The sequence below is a fragment of the Sinorhizobium sp. 8-89 genome (assembly GCF_030124325.1).
Taxonomy (GTDB): Bacteria; Pseudomonadota; Alphaproteobacteria; order Rhizobiales; family Rhizobiaceae; genus Sinorhizobium.
On record NZ_JASKLR010000001.1, the window covers coordinates 528,155 to 542,443 of the forward strand.

Here is a 14,289-nt window from a genome sequence, read left to right on the forward strand (position 1 = left end):
GCCGCGGCCATTGAAAGATTGAAGCGGGACGACCGGAAAGTGGGACGCGGTTTCCATGGGGCGTCCGCTTCGATTCATTCCGATTGAGACGGTGATTTGATCGGCACAGCCTAAAATCACCATGATCCGAAGGCGCCGCGACATTCAAGTGATTTCGCGGCGCCTGTCGTTCCGGACCAAGGCGATGGTGTTACGGTGCTGCTGCATGATTCCTCGAATCCGACGTATGGACAAAATCATGCAGCAATTCAAAGCACTGCAGCAATTGTTGCGCGTCGGATCGGACGCCCGGCGCTTTAGGTTCTGGAACTGAAACCGGTTGAGACAGACAGGGATCCGGGACTATGGTCACGCGCATGAAGATTCTGATCGTTGAAGATGACCTTGAGGCCGCTGCCTATCTGGCAAAGGCGTTTCGCGAGGCCGGCATCGTTTCCGACCATGCCAGCGATGGCGAAAGCGGTCTGTTCATGGCAAGCGAGAATGCTTATGACGTGCTCGTGGTTGATCGGATGCTGCCGCGCCGCGACGGCTTGTCGTTGATCAGCGAATTGAGGCGCCGTGATATCCATACGCCCGTGCTCATTCTCTCGGCGCTCGGCCAAGTGGACGATCGCGTCACTGGCCTGCGCGCCGGCGGCGACGACTATCTCCCAAAGCCCTACGCCTTCAACGAGCTTCTGGCGCGTGTCGAGGTGCTCGGCCGCCGCAAGGGGGCGCCCGAACAGGATATGGTCTATCGCGTCGGCGACCTCGAACTCGACCGGCTCGCCCATTCGGTTCGGCGGCAGGGCAAGGAAATCCCGTTGCAACCGCGCGAATTCCGACTGCTCGAATACCTCATGAAGAATGCGGGTCAGGTCGTGACCAGGACGATGCTGCTTGAAAACGTGTGGGATTACCATTTCGACCCGCAAACCAACGTCATTGACGTGCATGTCTCGCGCCTGCGCTCGAAAATCGAAAAGGACTTCGACACGCCGTTGCTACGGACGGTGCGTGGTGCCGGCTACATGATCAAGGACGACCGGACCGAGACATGAGCAAGCTCAGGGTTCTGTTAAGGACGACAGCGGTCCGGCTCTCCGCACTTTATCTTGTTCTCTTTTCCCTCTGTGCGATCTTTCTCGTCTTTTACGTGACAGGCATGTCTGAACGCCTGCTGCAGCAGCAGACGCGCGCCGCCATTACGACCGAAGTGAGCCAGATCGAAGCCGTCTACGAGCGCGCCGGCATGAGCGGCCTGCTTCGCTCGCTCGAACGGCGGGCGCGTCAGCCGGGTGCCAATCTCTATGTCATCGCCGGTCCGAGCGGGGAAATCCTCGCGGGCAACGTCGCCGGCCTACAGCCGGGCCTGCTTGACGACGAAGGCTGGAAATCTGAGCCGTTCCGCTACCGTCGTTTCACCGACGAAAGCCGCGAGGAAACTCACGTGGCGCTCGCCCAGGTTCTGCTGCTCGACAATGGCTTGAGGATTCTCGTCGGTCACGACCTCCAGGAACCGGAAAAGTTCCGTATGCTCGTGCGCCAGGCGTTGGTGGTCGCGCTTGGGGTGATGGGGCTCGGCGCGCTCATCATATGGTTCGTCATCGGTCGCAACGCCTTGAAGCGCATCGATCGCATGTCCGAGGCCAGCACGAAGATCATGGCGGGCGACCTTTCGCAGCGGCTACCGACGAGCGGGTCGGGAGACGAATTCGACCGGCTTTCGGAATCGCTCAACGCGATGCTCGGGCGGATCGAGAAGCTCGACGAGGGGCTGAGACAGGTTTCCGACAACATCGCCCACGACCTGAAGACGCCGTTGACGCGTCTGCGCAACAAGGCCGAAGCGGCACTCTCCGGCAAGGAGGACGGAAGCCAAACGGGCGCTCTGGAGGAAATCATTGCCGAGTCGGATCAGTTGATCCGCACGTTCAATGCACTGCTGATGATTTCCCGTGTCGAGGCGGGTTCCGCCGCCGCCGAAATGAGCGACGTCGATCTGTCCCGGATCGTTGCCGATTGCGTCGAGCTTTACGAACCGGCGGCCGAGGACAAGGCATTGAAGGTCGAGGCGGATATCCTCCCGGGCGTCGTGATCTCTGGAAATCGCGAACTGATCGGCCAGGCACTCGGAAACCTGATGGACAATGCGATCAAATATGCCGAGGGATCGACCAATCCGTTGATCCGGGTGGCAATGACGAAGAGCGGAAACGAGGCGGTGGTGACCGTCGCCGATCATGGGCCCGGCATCCCGGAAGACATGTACCGCGAGGTGCTGAAGCGTTTTGTCCGCCTGGATGAAAGCCGCTCGAAACCGGGGACGGGCCTCGGCCTGTCCCTTGTCGAGGCAGTGATGGAGATGCATCGCGGATCGCTCACGCTTACTGCGACCGAACCGGACCACAAAGATGGCAAGGGACTGACTGTCCGCATGGTTTTCCCGGCTCGTGCGACCTGATAGACCGAGATTGGGAGGAAGTGTCGATGCTGAAAGCAGATGAGCGGCGTCTGTCGGATATCGAGGTGGTTTCAATCCGTCCGACGAGCCAGGCGGATGCGAAGGCCGCTCTGTCCGTTTTGAAGGACGTGGCCAAAGGGCACGCTCGCATCGCGGATCTGCTGGCCTCGAGCACACCGACCAAGGACTTTGTCGTCTCGGCCCTCGCGCTCTCGCCATTTCTGAGGGATACGACAGGCAGCAATCCAGCAATCCTCGAGAATCTGCTCACCACGCCTTTGTGCGAGTTTCTCAAGCGCCGGATCGAGGCGGCCCGGTCCGCATGGCGGCCCAAGTTGGAAGCGGCCGCACTGCCCGACGCGGAGGTGATGTCCAGGCTGCGAAAGGCAAAAAGGGAAATTGCCTTTGCCGTCGCCTTGGCGGATCTATCCCGGCTCTTCGACGGCCGGGAAACGACGCTTTGGCTGAGCGATTTCGCCGCTGCCGCGGTCGCGGCCGCGGTCGATCACCTGCTCCTTGGCGCGCATGAAGGCGGCAAGCTCAGGTTGAAGGATCCGTCGGCGCCGAGCATCGGTTCCGGGGTCGTCGCTCTCGGGATGGGCAAACTCGGTGCTTGCGAACTCAACTATTCCTCCGACATCGACCTCGTCATCTTCTACGATCCGCAGTCCGGCATCATCATCGACCGCGACGACGCGTCCGATGTTTTCGCGCGTCTGCTCAGGCGTCTGATCCGTATCCTGCAGGAACGGACCGGCGACGGTTATGTCTTTCGCACGGACCTGCGTCTGCGCCCCGATCCGGGTTCGACTCCGCTTGCGATCCCGATCGAGGCAGCGATGCTCTATTACGAGAGCAGGGGACAGAACTGGGAGCGCGCCGCCTTCATCAAGGCGCGGCCGGTGGCTGGCGACCTGGAGGCTGGCGAGCGTTTCCTGAAGGAGCTGACGCCCTTCGTTTTCCGCAAGTACCTCGACTACGCGGCAATCGCCGACATTCATTCGATCAAACGGCAGATCCACGCGCACAAGGGACATGGCGAAATCGCCGTGAAGGGACACAATATCAAGCTCGGTCGCGGCGGCATCCGCGAGATCGAGTTTTTCGTCCAGACGCAGCAACTGATCGCCGGCGGTCGCATGCCAGAGCTTAGGCTGCGCGCAACGGAGCCGATGTTGCGCGCGCTCGTGAAGGCAGGATGGATCGATCAGTCGACCGCCGACGAGCTTATCGATGCCTACTGGTTCCTGCGCGACGTCGAGCACCGGATCCAGATGGTGCGCGATGAACAGACGCACGTCCTGCCGGAGGCGGAGGCAGAGCTTAAGCGGATCGCCTACATGCTCGGCTTCGAGGAGACCACCTCCTTTTCTGCGGAGCTTTCCCGCGTGCTGCGCACGGTCGAGCGGCGCTATGCGCAGCTTTTCGAGCAGGAAGCAAAGCTCTCGACCGAGACCGGAAATCTGGTCTTCACCGGACAACGGGACGATCCCGACACGCTCGAGACCTTGAAGAAGCTTGGCTTTCAACGCCCGTCCGATATAGCCCGGACAATTCGCACCTGGCACTACGGGCGCTATCGAGCGACGCAGTCGGTTGAGGCGCGCGAGCGTCTGACCGAGCTGACGCCAGAACTGTTGCGGGTATTCGGCGAGAGCCGTCGCGCGGACGAAGCGCTGCTTCGCTTTGACCATTTCATCTCGGGACTGCCCGCCGGCATCCAGCTCTTCTCGTTGCTTGGCAACAATCCGAGACTCCTGTCGCTGATCGTCAACATCATGTCATCGGCGCCGCGGCTGGCGGACATCATCGCCGCCAGACCCCATGTTTTCGACGGCATGCTGGACCCGGGCCTGCTCGCAGAACTGCCGACACGGGAATATCTGGCACCGAGGATCGCAAATTTCGTTGCCGGTGGCCGTCATTACGAGGACGTGTTGGACCGGCTGCGTATCATCGCTGCCGAACAGCGTTTTCTGATCGGCATTAGGCTTTTGACCGGCGCCATTTCCGGCATCCAGGCGGGGCGCGCCTTCACCGATCTTGCTGACCTCATCATCGCTGCGGCGCTCGACGCGGTGCTGGAGGAAGTTCGCTCGGCGCATGGACGCTTTCCGGGCGGTCGAGTCGCTATCGTTGGCATGGGCAAGCTCGGCAGCCACGAACTGACGGCGGGCTCCGATGTCGATCTCATCTTGCTCTATGACTACGATGACGACGCGGCGCAGTCCGATGGCCCCAAGCCGTTAGACCCCGTGCGCTATTTCACCCGGGTCACGCAGCGGCTGATCGCGGCGCTCTCGGCGCCGACTGCCGAAGGTATTCTCTACGATGTCGACATGCGACTGCGACCGTCCGGCAACAAGGGGCCCGTCGCGACGCGCATCACCGCCTTTGCCAAATATCAGCGCGCGGAAGCGTGGACCTGGGAACATCTGGCGCTCACACGCGCGCGATGCATCTGCGGTGATGAAAGTCTGATCGGCGAGGCGGAAGCGATTTTCCGAGAGGTCCTTTCTGAGAAGCGCAAAATCGAGAAGGTCCGCAAGGACGTCGAGGAGATGCGCGACCTGATCGACAAGGAGAAGCCGCCGAACGCCATCTGGGATTTCAAGCTCATCCCCGGCGGTCTGGTCGATATCGAGTTCATCGCGCAATATCTTGCCCTGATTGCTCCGGCAAAGGGAGTGACGCCGCCACCGGCAGGAACGCATACCCTTGAGGCGTTGAAGAGCCTGGGCGCGTCCATGATGAATGCCAACGATCTGGACGTGGCCGTCGACGCGCTGACGCTTTTTACCGAAGTCTCGCAGATCGTGCGCCTGTGCATCGACGGGGACTTCGATCCGAAAGATGCTCCCGCTGGCCTGGTCGATCTCGTTTGCGGGGCGGGGGACTACCCGGATCTAAAGCATCTCGAGGCGGATATTCGAAGCCTCTCCAAGGCGGTCCGCGGGATCTTCCAAGCCATTGTTACCGAGTGACCTGCGAGGTCGGCGGTCGCGCGATTGAGGCCTGGGCAATTTCCCGGAGGGTTGCTTAGCCGCCGACGCGGTCGGGGATGCGGACGGATATGATCGTGCCGACATTTTCGGTGGAGTGGATCTTCATCGTGCCGCCGTGAAGGCGCGTCAGCGAGCGCGAAATTGCGAGACCGAGACCAGAACCGCCCTTGCTTTTGGCATATTGGCTCTGCACCTGCTCGAATGGCTGGCCGATCTTCTGCAGCGCGTCCTTCGGGATGCCTATACCCGAATCGGCGATCGTCAGGGTCACGGCCCCGGTGACCTTGCGCGCCCTGAGCGAGATGCGGCCTCCTTCATTGGTGAATTTGACCGCGTTCGACAGGAGGTTCAGCAGCACCTGCTTCATCGCGCGGCGATCGGCGACCATGGTGAGACCCGAGGAAATCTGCTGGACGACGCGGATATTCTTCTGCTCGGCTGGAATGGTGGTGAAGCGGAGCGTCTCTTCGATCAGCGGCGCGAGGTCGATCTTCTCCCGCGTGATGCGCATGTGCCCGGCTTCGATCTTCGACATGTCGAGAATGTCGTTGATGACGTTGAGCAGATGTTTGCCGCTTTCATGGATATCGCGCGAATACTCGTGGTATTTCTCGGACCCGAGCGGACCGAACATCTGGTTCTGCAGGATCTCCGAAAACCCGAGGATAGCGTTCAGCGGCGTGCGCAGTTCGTGCGACATGTTCGCCAGAAACTCGGACTTGGCGCGGTTTGCGGCTTCTGCGCGCTCCTTCTCCGCCTGATAGTTGGAATTGGCGACGGACAGTTCGGCTTTCTGCTGCTCCAGCGTGATGCGTGATGCCGAAAGGTCGCCGATCGTCGCCATGAGCCGACGCTCGGATTCGCGCAGGCGCACCTGGTGGCGCTTGAGCAGCGTGATGTCGGTGCCGACCGAAACCAGACCGCCATCGCGGGTGCGGCGCTCGTTGATCTGGAGCCATCGCTCGTCGGCGAGTTGCACTTCGCTCGTCTGCGAATGGTTGCTGCGATCCGGATCGGCGACCCGGCGCTCGACGACCGGCCGTGCCGCCGCGGCGTGCACAACTGTCCGCTCCGTGCCGGGCACGAGCACATGGTCCGGCAATTGATAGGCCTGCTGGTAGTGGGTGTTGCACATGACCAGGCGGTCGTGCTTGTCCCAGAGCACGAAAGCCTCCGACGTACACTCGATGGCGTCGGCGAGACGCTGGTCCGCTTCCGCATAGCGCTGCGCAAGCCGGTGTTGCTCGGTGACATCCATGGCGATGCCGATCAGGTGCGTACGGCCGGAGACTGTGCGAATGACTTGCGCGCGCGCGCGGAGCCATACGTAATGGCCGTCGGCATGGCGCATGCGGAATACCTGGTCGATCTGGCGTGCGTTGTCCCGGGCGATCGCTCGCGCCACGCTGTAAATGCCCCGGTCCTCCGGATGCATCAGCCGCGCGGCATCGCCGAAGGACAGCACACTGCTGTCCCCCGGCATCCCCAGCATTTCGTACATCGACCGCGACCAGAACAGGCGCCGGTTGGCGAGATCGAAATCCCACAGGCCGCAGCGACCGCGCGAGAGCGCCGTTTCGACACGCAGGTTCGACTCCGCGAAAACAGCGTCAGCATCGCGCGCTCGCTTTGCCTGAATGTAGTAGGCATAGAGGACGACGAGCAGTATGGCCGATATGCCTGCAAACAGGGTGACGTTGAGCGAGACGTCGTCGCGCCAGGCCGTTTCGAGCTGTGCAATCGGCCTCGCCGCCAGAATGACGCCGGCGGCGTCCGGGAGCTGCACCAAGGCGACAAGATGATCGACGTCGCCGACCGGCGTCTTCACCACGCTTGATCCTTCCCCGTAATACTGCAGCGTCGCGAGGTCCGGAGCGATCGAGGCCAGCGTGCGCCCGATGAAGTGAACGCCGTCCGCCGTGCTTGCGAATATCCGGCCGTCCTTGCGAACCGTCAGCAGAAACATGCCACTGTCGAGAGTGCCTGCCGGAAGATATTCGCCAAGCCGCTGTTCGGCTTCCCACCGCAGACCGCCGTCGAACACCGTCGCGCCGTCGGCTTGGAAGGCTGCAGCGGCCGCGGCCGCTGCGAGACTGACGGCCTGGCGGGAACTGCCCTCCATACGGGCATGCTCGCCCATGATGCCCGACATGCGGGAAATGGCCACGATGACAAGGAAAGCAATGATCAGGACGGGAATGGAGCGCTTGAGAATAGGTTCGGCGCTCGCGAGCCGCTGAGATGCGGGCTCGGCAAACAGCTTTGCCTGCTCGATGAACTCCCGCTCCAGGCTGGAAAGGCCCGGAAACTTGAGTCGCAACCGCCCGTCGGCTGCGCTTCCCCGTCGCGCGTCCGCCATCTTTCCCAATCTTGTCATCCTCGAAAGCGCCTCGCATTCGCAATGAATGTGCCGAAGACGCCTGATCGTCTAAATCTGAGACATGAGCCGCTCCAACATTCGGCTGGAGAATGGTTGTCTCAGTGATTCGGTGCGCCGCTCGCCCGAATCTGACTCAATGAATCACAGGGCGATTCGCCTTGTCCAGAGGGGACGGTAAAGATTTCTTAACCAATTCTCATCGTTGGGAAATCATAGGCCGGATGGCGCCTTCATGTGTCCTTAAATCGGAGCCGGTTTAAGGACAAAAACATGCAGCAATTCAAAGTGCTACATCGACCTTTTGTGCGTCTGAGAAGACGCGCGGCGCCGTAGGTGCGACGGCCCCTCCAAGCGAGATGCGCTTCAATTATTGGAATCGTTCACTGCGGCCTTGGCGTGATTCGAGCCGAAGCCGCAGCGATTCGCGATGGCGGGAGGCCTGTCAGGCCTTCAGCATGCGGTCGACGATATCGCTAACGTCCGCGGAAAGGTTTGATGCGCCGGCGATCTCGTTCAGCGCGTTGCGGGCATGATCGGCCCGGACATTTTCCAGCGAGCGCCATGAACGCATCGAGGTCAGAATGCGCGCCGCGAGCTGCGGATTGCGCGGATCGATGTCGAGAATTTGCCGGGCGAGGAAGCGATAGCCTTCACCGTCGGCCCGATTGAACCCCGTGGGGTTGGAGAAGGCGAAGGTTCCGACGAGCGAGCGCACACGGTTCGGATTATTTCCGTTGAAAAGCGGGTCGGACATCAGCGTCTTGACGCGATCGAGGGTCTCGGGGCCGGGAATCGTCGCCTGGATTGCGAACCATTTGTCGATGACGAGGGCGTTGTCCGCAAAGCGTTGCTTGAAGCTGGTGAGTGCTTCGGTCGTTTCCTTCGTGTCCGGGAAGCGATGCGCAAGCAACGTCAGCGCGACGCTGAGGTCGGTCATGTTGTTGGCGCCACGGAACGCCTCCGCCGCCTTCTCCGGTCCCTTGTCACCATAGACGAGGAAGGTAAGGGCGCTGTTGCGCAGCGCCCGCCGACCGGCACTGGTGGCATCCGGGCTGAATGGGCCGGGCGACGCCATTTCGTCCGTCAGTCGGATAAACGTATCCCGCCCGGCTGCGGCGACACTGGCGAGGATCTGCTGACGGCCGGCGTGAATGGCATCCGGATCGTTGTTGCTGCCGATTTCCCGGGCGATATCGGATTCGCTCGGCAGCGCGAGCGCCTGCGAGCGGAACGCCGGTTCCAGCCGATCATCCGCGGCCGCGGCAATCAGACCATCCAGGAGAGCGCCGTCGCAGGTGACCGGTTGACCGCTGCGTGCCTGCGCCGTTGCCGCAACCAGATTGTCGAGCGCGATGGCATTCAGTGCCTGCCAGCGGGCGAAAAGGTCGATCTCGTGGCGCGCGATCAGCGCGCGGTCCTCTGCGCTTTGTTCCATGTGGAGGTTGATCGGCGCCGAAAAACCGCGGTTCAAGGACGGGACGGGGCGGGAAGGAATGCCGGAGAAGACAACTGTCTGCCTGCGTTCGGTCAGGTGGACGACATCGTCCGTGATGTCGGCGCCGGAAACCTTTGCAGCTTTCGCTTCGTTGCCATCCTCCAGCAAGAGCCCGAGCCGCAGCGGAATATGCATCGGCTCCTTGGTGCTCTGCCCCGGAGTGGGAGGCACGGTCTGCTCCAGCGAAAGCGAAAAGGTCTGCTTTTCCGCATCGTAGGAACCCGAAGCGGTGACCAGCGGTGTCCCCGCCTGATGATACCAGAGCGAGAATTGCGTGAGGTCGCGTCCACTGGCGTCCTCGAAGCAGGCGATGAAATCCTCGATCGTCACCGCTTGGCCGTCATGGCGGTCGAAGTAGACGTCCATCCCCTTCTTGAACAGATCGCGCCCGAGGATGGTGGCGATCATCCGCGTCACCTCGGAGCCCTTCTCATAGACGGTCGTGGTATAGAAGTTGTTGATTTCACGATACGTCGTCGGGCGTACCGGATGGGCGAGCGGACCGGCATCCTCGGGGAATTGCTCCGACTTCAGGTGGCGCACCTCGGCGATGCGCTTGACGGCGCGGGAACGCATGTCCGCGGAAAATTCGTGGTCACGGTAGACGGTCAGACCTTCCTTGAGGCAGAGCTGGAACCAGTCGCGGCAGGTGATGCGGTTGCCCGTCCAGTTATGGAAATACTCGTGCGCGATGATCGCTTCGATGTTGGCGTAGTCCGCGTCCGTTGCTGTCTCCGGGTCCGCGAGTACGTACTTGTCGTTGAAGACGTTGAGTCCCTTGTTCTCCATGGCGCCCATGTTGAAGTCGGAGACCGCGACGATCATGAAGATGTCGAGATCGTATTCGCGGCCGAAAACCTCCTCATCCCACTTCATCGAGCGCTTGAGCGCGTCCATGGCGTAGGAAGCGCGGGCTTCCTTGCCATGCTCGACATAGATCCTGAGCGCGACAGTGCGGCCCGAGACGGTCGTGAACGTGTCTTCCACGACACCGAGGTCGCCGGCGACCAGCGCGAAAAGATAGCTCGGCTTCGGGTGTGGATCGTACCAGGCAGCAAAATGACGACCGTCGCCTATTTCCGCGCCGCCGAGATAGTTGCCGTTCGACAGCAGAAGCGGTGATGTTGCCTTGTCGGCGATGATGTTGACCGTATAAACGGCAAGCACATCCGGGCGGTCCGGGAAGTAAGTGATGCGGCGGAACCCCTCCGCCTCGCACTGGGTGCAATAGACGTTGTTGGTGCGGTAGAGGCCCATCAGCTTGGTGTTGGTCTCAGGCGAGAGCAAAGTCGTTACCGTGATCTCGAAGGGGGCCGTTTCCGGGAGACCGCGGATCGTCAGCGTATCGTCGGTGGCCTCGTAGAGCGCTGGCGGTATGTCCACCTGGTCGAGCAGCAGGCCGGTCATGCGCAGTTCGTCGCCGTCCAGGACCAGAGGCGCCGCCGGGCTTACCCCTTCGCGCCGGTGGAAAATGAGGCGCGCTTCGACCTTCGTTTCCTTGGGGTCGAGCTCGAAAGTCAGGTCCACTCTCTCAAGGACGAACTCGGTCGGCCGGTAGTCTTCCAGACGAATGGTCTGGCCAGTATTTGTCCGCATGATCAGTCTCGCTTGCGCCTTCCTTGTACATTCGATTTGTAGAGGGCGCCTGTGATGGTGAAAAGCCCAAGGGGCGAAAAGCAAAGCCTTGCCACATGATTGTGATGCCGGTGGCCGCACTCCGGCGGAAAAGACCTTGCTTCCGGTATTCTTCCCGCTCCCCTATCGATCAGTGATTTACAGAAGCGTCACTAACAAGAACTAAATCGGCAAGGATTTTTTCGCGCTTGCTAAAAATCTCGGCATGCTGCGGATTCGATAGCGAATGCATCAAGAAAAAATGCTTTCCATCAAGAAATTTGATCCTTATTCCGATACGGCGCCGCTAGAGTAAGCGCGACCTTCCTGCGGCTTTTCCGCCGCGTCTTTCTCGGCTGACATCCTTCCTGCATTGGCCGGCAGCGTTTGAAAAGTGCGTTCGATGGATGCGGACATCCTAAGCCCGATGAAGGGAATCCTGCTCAAGGTTCTTTCGGTCGTCATCTTCGTTTGTATGTCCACTTGCATCAAGGCTGCGGGCAGCGACATCGCCACCGGCCAAATCACCTTCTACCGTTCCGCCTTTGCGATGGTGCCCATCCTGGGCTTCTTGGCGCTTCGCGGCCAGTTGCGCGATGCGTTCAGAACCAAGGACATCACCGGACATTTAGCGCGCGGCTTCGTCGGCATTCTCTCGATGAGTTGCGGGTTCTACGGGCTCGTTCATCTGCCGCTGCCGGAGGCGATTGCGATCGGCTACGCCATGCCGCTGCTCGCTGTGATCTTCGCAGCCGTCTTTCTCCGGGAGACCGTGCGGCTTTACCGGTGGTCCGCGGTCGTGATCGGGCTCATGGGCGTGCTGATCATCACCTGGCCGCGGCTGACGCTGCTGCGCAATGGAGAATTCGGCTCATCCGAGGCGCTTGGTGCGGTCGGCGTATTACTTTCTGCGACGCTTGGGGCGATCGCGATGGTGCTCGTGCGCAAACTGGTAAAGACCGAGCGAACGCACACGATCGTGCTTTATTTCTCCCTCTCGGCCTCGGTGTTTTCGCTTGCGACGTTGCCCTTCGGCTGGGCAGCAATGTCCTGGGCGTCTTTCCTGCTGCTGATGGTCGCTGGCTTCTGCGGAGGCGTCGCGCAGATCCTGCTGACGCAGAGCTACCGTCATGCCGACATGTCGACGATCGCCCCGTTCGAGTACACATCGATCGTGCTGGGCATTGCCATCGGCTATTTTTTCTTCGGCGATATACCGACGGAAACCATGTTGGCGGGCACGGCGATCGTTGTCAGCGCGGGCATCTTCATCATCTTTCGCGAGCACCAGTTGGGATTGGAGCGCAGAGGCGCCCGCAAGCATGTGACGCCGCAAGGCTGACGATCGCTCGCCAGACCCTTATTCCGGGCGCCTCTCCCACAAAGGAACGGTATCGTCGCTGATGAGCGCATCGGCATCTGCCTGCTGGGCGATCGGGCTCGTCACGTCTGGACCGGGCGTCGGCATAACGGTGGTCGCCTGGAAATCGGTCTTGGCGACGAGCCCCTGGTGTTGCTCGCGCCTCAGAATGCGCCAGGCCGCGTAGCCACCGTAGAGCGCGAAGTAGACGGCAAGGACGATGAACAACGCTGCAGGACCGAAGCGGTCCATCACGGGACCGACCATTAGCGGTCCAACGATGGTGCCGATGCCGTAGGTGATCATCAGGCCCGACGAGATCTCGACATATTCGTTCGGGCGGGCGAGATCGTTGGCATGCGCGACATTGAGCGCATAGATCGGGAAGAGCACGCTGCCGATGCAGGCGGCCATGAGATAGAGCATCGCCGGGCTGCTGCCGATCGAAACCGACATGGCGAGGCAGGAGATGACGCCGACAATGCCGCAGGCGACCATGACGACGCGGCGGTCCATTCGGTCCGAAGCGCGGCCGATCGGTATCTGCATGATCGCGCTTCCGGCGAGCAGTGATGCAAGGAGGGTCGCGCCCTCCGCCGTAGAAAGCCCGATCCTCTGGGTGAAAACGCCGCCAAGATTAAGCCAGGCACCGGAAAGCGCGCCGGCGAGAACGCCACCGACGACGGCGACCGGCGAGCGGCGGAATAGACCTGGAATGTTGAACGTCGCTTGCGCCGGCGGCGCCGGCATGGGTGAGGAGGAAAGTGCGGTCGGCAGCAGCGCCAGCGAAAACAGCACGCCGCAGAGAATAAACAGCGAGGTGTTGGTCGGGTCGCCGAGGGGCACCAGGTATTGGCCGCCGATGGTGCCGACCATGGTCGTGATGAGGTAGAGCGAGAAGAGCAGGCCGCGGTTTTCGTTCGTCACACGCTCGTTGAGCCAACTCTCGATGACGAGATAGCTTCCGGAAATGGCAAAGCCGGAGATCGCCCGGAAGAAGATCCAGGCGCGCCAGTCGACGAAAAGCCCGCACATCAGGATGGCAATGGAGAGCAGCGTGATCAGCGCGGTAAAGACGCGGACATGTCCGACGCGCAGCACGAATTTCGGTGTGACGATGCAGGAGAGCGTGAAGCCGAGCGTATAGCCGGTGGCAAAGATCGAAACAGTGAGGGTGGACCAGCTTTCTGCCACGGAGCGCACGGGAATGACATAGCTTTGCAGCCCGAAGGCCACCATCATCAGCAAGGTGGACAGCATAAGGCTGAAAACGGAAGAGAGGCTGGCCAGCATCGGCGCTCCTGGACGTTGCCGGTGTCGTCTTCAGCCTTGGCGGAGACTCGTCCGGGATACGGGGAAGGAGCAGTAGATCGAGTCCTCGTCAGCTCACTCCGCGGATCGGAATGAGAGTGGCTCTATCGAAATTTCTGGACGCTGTCGATTGCGACAGTCTTTGGCGAAAAGGCGCAGAAAGCCGGATTAGTTCGGCAGCAGCGGGCTGACGGCGACCCTGTGAGCACGCCGTGGATCTTTGATCGTGCTCAGACGGCTGTATTCGCGCGAGGCGCGCACGGCGGTGCCGATATCGGAGATCGTGTCGAGCAGGCCCCGAATGCTGTCGAGCGGCGTGGACATGATCTTATACCTTTCCGAACATTATGGCGGGGCTGCTTGTTTTCTTTGAAGCGTAGCCGATTCAAGGATGAAACACGCAGCAAAGTGCTACGGCGACCTCTGCGCGTCCGATAAGACGCGCGGCGCTGTAGTGTGCTCCCGCGCAGCCATCAGCGCTGGATGAATTCGGCGAAGATTTGTGCCGGGCGCGTGGTGCGGGAAAGGCCGATTGCGGTCATCTGCTCGTTGGCTGCCGTGCCGAAATTATTGAACGGCGTCCGCAGCGCCGCGCCGGCATGGCGGAGCGTCTCAAAGCTGCTGTGGATCGGACGAAAGCGGGCAGTCATGGTTCATTTCCTTTTCCATTCCTCCCGT

General features: G+C 61.1%; 9 protein-coding genes. 4 read left to right on the plus strand and 5 right to left on the minus strand.

The genetic code is table 11. The features are described from left to right. Positions 1-344 precede the first annotated feature (344 nt). From QN219_RS02595 to QN219_RS02605, 3 genes are read left to right on the plus strand one after another with little or no spacing between them, the layout of a single operon-like run. Entirely contained in the window at positions 345-1,043 is a 699-nt protein-coding gene (locus QN219_RS02595; RefSeq protein WP_173510476.1) for a response regulator transcription factor, read from the plus strand. After that, entirely contained in the window at positions 1,040-2,446 is a 1,407-nt protein-coding gene (locus QN219_RS02600) for a HAMP domain-containing sensor histidine kinase (protein WP_283997715.1), read from the plus strand. Before QN219_RS02595 ends, QN219_RS02600 begins: the two co-directional genes overlap by 4 nt. Positions 2,447-2,472: 26 nt before the next feature. After that, positions 2,473-5,430: a bifunctional [glutamine synthetase] adenylyltransferase/[glutamine synthetase]-adenylyl-L-tyrosine phosphorylase gene (locus QN219_RS02605; RefSeq protein WP_283997717.1), complete on the plus strand. Its 2,958-nt coding sequence runs from the start codon at positions 2,473-2,475 to the stop codon at positions 5,428-5,430. Positions 5,431-5,485: 55 nt separating this feature from the next. Here QN219_RS02605 and QN219_RS02610 read toward each other — a convergent pair whose 3' ends face one another. Both QN219_RS02610 and pepN read right to left on the minus strand, forming a co-directional pair. After that, complete coding sequence (locus QN219_RS02610) at positions 5,486-7,819, minus strand: ATP-binding protein (RefSeq protein ID WP_283997718.1); 2,334 nt, start codon at positions 7,817-7,819, stop codon at positions 5,486-5,488. 454 nt (positions 7,820-8,273) lie between these two features. Beyond that, complete coding sequence (gene pepN, locus QN219_RS02615; protein ID WP_283997719.1) at positions 8,274-10,922, minus strand: aminopeptidase N; 2,649 nt, start codon at positions 10,920-10,922, stop codon at positions 8,274-8,276. Positions 10,923-11,343: 421 nt separating this feature from the next. Between pepN and QN219_RS02620 the strand changes: the two genes are divergently transcribed. Next, complete coding sequence (locus QN219_RS02620) at positions 11,344-12,282, plus strand: DMT family transporter (protein WP_283997721.1); 939 nt, start codon at positions 11,344-11,346, stop codon at positions 12,280-12,282. An 18-nt stretch (positions 12,283-12,300) separates the two neighbouring features. On the opposite strand, the gene QN219_RS02625 is transcribed toward QN219_RS02620, so the two are convergent. From QN219_RS02625 to QN219_RS02635, 3 genes are all read right to left on the minus strand, one after another. Beyond that, positions 12,301-13,593: an MFS transporter gene (locus tag QN219_RS02625; RefSeq protein ID WP_283997723.1), complete on the minus strand. Its 1,293-nt coding sequence runs from the start codon at positions 13,591-13,593 to the stop codon at positions 12,301-12,303. 186 nt (positions 13,594-13,779) lie between these two features. Further along, a complete protein-coding gene (locus QN219_RS02630; RefSeq protein ID WP_283997724.1) occupies positions 13,780-13,935 on the minus strand; it encodes a hypothetical protein in 156 nt (51 codons plus the stop codon). Positions 13,936-14,084: 149 nt separating this feature from the next. Next, entirely contained in the window at positions 14,085-14,261 is a 177-nt protein-coding gene (locus QN219_RS02635) for a hypothetical protein (RefSeq protein WP_283997725.1), read from the minus strand. Positions 14,262-14,289: the final 28 nt, after the last annotated feature.